General features: G+C 62.7%; 3 protein-coding genes and 3 pseudogenes. 3 read left to right on the top strand and 3 right to left on the bottom strand.

Features of this window, described 5'->3' with window-relative positions:
* The 3 genes and pseudogenes from ACRDUX_RS25120 to ACRDUX_RS25130 all read left to right on the top strand — a co-directional run.
* Positions 1–393, top strand: a pseudogene (locus ACRDUX_RS25120) (hypothetical protein); the annotation flags it as partial.
* A complete protein-coding gene (locus ACRDUX_RS25125) occupies positions 390–635 on the top strand; it encodes a hypothetical protein (RefSeq protein WP_526417620.1) in 246 nt (81 codons plus the stop codon). The pseudogene ACRDUX_RS25120 and the gene ACRDUX_RS25125, both read left to right, overlap by 4 nt.
* A 265-nt stretch (positions 636–900) precedes the next feature.
* A pseudogene (locus ACRDUX_RS25130) lies at positions 901–978 on the top strand (F0F1 ATP synthase subunit C); the annotation flags it as partial.
* 312 nt (positions 979–1,290) lie between these two features.
* Here ACRDUX_RS25130 and ACRDUX_RS25135 read toward each other — a convergent pair.
* The 3 genes and pseudogenes from ACRDUX_RS25135 to ACRDUX_RS25145 form a co-directional block, all read right to left on the bottom strand.
* A pseudogene (locus tag ACRDUX_RS25135) lies at positions 1,291–1,644 on the bottom strand (class I SAM-dependent methyltransferase); the annotation flags it as partial.
* Positions 1,599–2,030: a hypothetical protein gene (locus tag ACRDUX_RS25140; RefSeq protein WP_526417622.1), complete on the bottom strand. Its 432-nt coding sequence runs from the start codon at positions 2,028–2,030 to the stop codon at positions 1,599–1,601. The gene ACRDUX_RS25140 and the pseudogene ACRDUX_RS25135, both read right to left, overlap by 46 nt.
* Positions 2,031–2,104: 74 nt before the next feature.
* Complete coding sequence (locus tag ACRDUX_RS25145; RefSeq protein ID WP_526417624.1) at positions 2,105–2,968, bottom strand: hypothetical protein; 864 nt, start codon at positions 2,966–2,968, stop codon at positions 2,105–2,107.
* Between the last annotated feature and the right edge of the window lie 41 nt (positions 2,969–3,009).

A 3,009-nucleotide genomic window follows, 5' to 3' on the forward strand; every position in this document is an offset into this window, starting at 1 on the left:
CGCCCACCCTCCCGAATCACCGTAATGACCGATGGATCAGGTGCTTCCACGTCGATCAATGCCGATACCCGGATTGATGTCATAGTGACGAGCCGCATCACGGCCACTCACGGACGGCCGCGAATCATCGGCATCACCATCGAGGAGAGCGGCGCGAAACGGCAGATCGCCTGCGACTGCCTCATTCTCAGCGGGGCAGCACAGCCATACCGAAACATCGACGGGGCCGTGCTCGACGATGCCACAGTGGCATACGCGCAACGACATAGCGGCGACCAGGAGCCACTTGCAGCCATCAGTCAAAGAGCCGTCTACCAAGCAATCCAGTTAGCTTCCGAGAAACCCAACCGGCGAGAGCCCGTAGCCCCACGAGTAGGACCACCGAAATCATGAAAGTTGTCTCACCTGTCGGCGAATTTCCCTACACACTTGGCCGCATCCGTCTCGCAAGAACCCACATCGTTGTCGATGGCCAGATGGGTAACTGGCCTGCGCGCATCGAAGTGAGCGTTGGCGACATCACCCAGGCGGCACGCCAGCCGATCGTCATCAGCTTCTTCGGTTTGTTGGCGGCACTGACCATTACACGCTCCATGCGGCGCGCTGTATCAGCGCGTCGACGGCACCTAACTTAGATGTCGACCGCCCGTCCAGTCAGGTGTGGACGTCTCGACTCGGAGAATTCACTGTGGCCGAACGGCTTTGACCGAGACATGGCGCATCAGCTCAGGTAATAGTCCGCTACCGGAGGTCGGCTGCACACCTCGAGAACTTCTCTGCAGTACGTCAATATTAATCGATAGAGCGTCGATTCTGGTGCAGGTTGTCGGTCGTGGCATTGAAAACGTTCTTCATCACCGGGGTCAGTACCGGCCGGGGTCGTGCATTGGCCGTGGGCGCTCTGTTGGCCTGGTCGAGGCGATCTACTTCATCAACATCGCATTCATGGCCCTGTTCGTCTTCGTCACGCCCGGGAAGGTAACCCATCGTGGGGGCAGCGGCGCGAATCAACAGGAATGGCGGGAGCCCGGCGCGGTGCGGATTGGTGTCGTGCACTTGGTCGTCGGGAGCAGGCTCAGCCAGTAGCTCCAGCGCGAAGCCGTGGTCCATCAGGGTGGTGACGTAGGTACTGATGGTGCGGTGGTAGTTTCCGGCGCGCCGGACGCTCTGGGGGTTGGCCGTTCGCCAGAGCCCCTCCGCGAAGTAATCGCCGACCAGCCGGCGAGGAGTGCCATTGACGCTGACCGACTCGCTGCGTGGCGCATCGAAGCACGGATGCGGGACGGTGAACACCAGTCTCCCTCCGGGTTTGAGGACGCGCCTGATCGATCCGAAGGCGGAGTCGAGATCGGGAATGTTGTTCAGCGACAGGCCAGCGGTAACCCAGTCCGTCGTCCCGCTTTCCACGCTCGACAGCGTTGCCCCGTCGTCCCGCCGGTACGTGGCTCCCACTGGATGCGTCCGCTCGGCGGCTCGCGCATGCTCGATCAGCGCAGCGGTCGGGTCCACACCCAGCGCCGTGGCCCCACGTGCCGCGACGGCGCGGGTGATCAGACCTTCCCCGCATCCGATGTCGAGAACGTCCATCCCTTCGAGGGTCAGCGGAAGCGCCGATAGGAGGATGTCGAGGGAGAACCCGTGCATTGGGGAACTGTTACGCACCAGCGCTGCATACCAATCTGCGATGCCGTCCCAGTTCTCGTCCACCAGAGGCCAACCATATCGGGCCGTCTGCACAGATGGAAGCGATCTCGTGGAAATCTCGAGCGAATCGGTGTGCTACGAATTTCGCGGTCCTCGACGCGCGCGACGTCCTCGGGGTCTGAGGCGCACCAGAAGGAGTTGGGCTTGCGGGGCGGTCGCACGAAGGTGCCGCTGTTGACGAGAAGCCCTGTCAGGGTGCGCCATTCGTCGTCGGATCCGTCGCACCACACAATCTGGTCGGGTGTGGTGAGGCCGGCGACGTCGTCAACCCAGGCGGTGATGTCTGGATGCGTGGTGGCGATCTTGGAGAGAATGTCGGCGGTCATCGTGTCTTCCTTGACGAGATGCAGGTGAGAGTTGCGGTTGGGTGATTCAGGTGGCTATGTCGAGGCACGGGCGGTCATGGCGCATCGGCACATTCGTCAAGTGTTGGCAGACTCAACGTTCTGGCTATCTGTCGGGTGATGGCGGGAATGAGGAGTCGCTGATCAGAACTGGGTAGGACGTCACCCAATGGTGTGACAAGGGCGAGTGCCCGCGCGCAACACGCGAGCGTGTCCAGCGTCAAACGTGTTTCACCCCAACCGCACATGGCGCTGAGCAGACCGGGGAGCACGAGCTTGCCGTAGTCGAACCACGACGATGGCGTCGTGAGGATGCGGCCGGGCGCGACACTACGGGGTGTGGTGCCGGCGAGGTCGATGAGGACGTCGTTGTGGAACATCACCCGGCACAGCGGATAGGCAGCCGCGTCACGCTCACGCCACCCGGTCACTGCTCCGCCGTAGGCCGCGAGGATCGTTGGGCCGAGCCGTGGTGCGCATTCGGCATTGGTCACGACGATGCGTCCCTTGCGCGGCCCGATGCCCAAGTCGCGCAGGGTTCCCATCGCCGCGGCAGCCAGGGCCACGGTGATGAGGTCGAGTTCGGTGATCACGAGGGGCCCGCCATGATCGGCGACGCGTCGCTGCACCGTCGCTGACTCCGAGGACCCCAATCCGACGACGAACACCGAGGACACGGGCTGCGGCAGGTTGGTGATCCGTGACACCAAGCTGCGAGCATCGGTGTGGGGTAGTGGGAGTCGTACTGCGCGTAGCGGAGTGTGATCGGAGATCAGCCCGGCGTAGTCGTCCATCGCCGTCCATTCGCTGCATGGTTGGGTACGCGTCGCCGCGACTCCGACGACGCCGACTTCCACGCCCGAGAGCGACTGGACGGTTCTGGTCGGCGTCGGCGCCTCAGTGCTGGGGTTGTGCGGCATCGTCACCAAGCTCTACTTTCTTGCTACATATGTAGTTTAGA

It is taken from the genome of Mycobacterium sp., from assembly GCF_050701675.1.
Lineage (GTDB): Bacteria > Actinomycetota > Actinomycetes > Mycobacteriales > Mycobacteriaceae > Mycobacterium.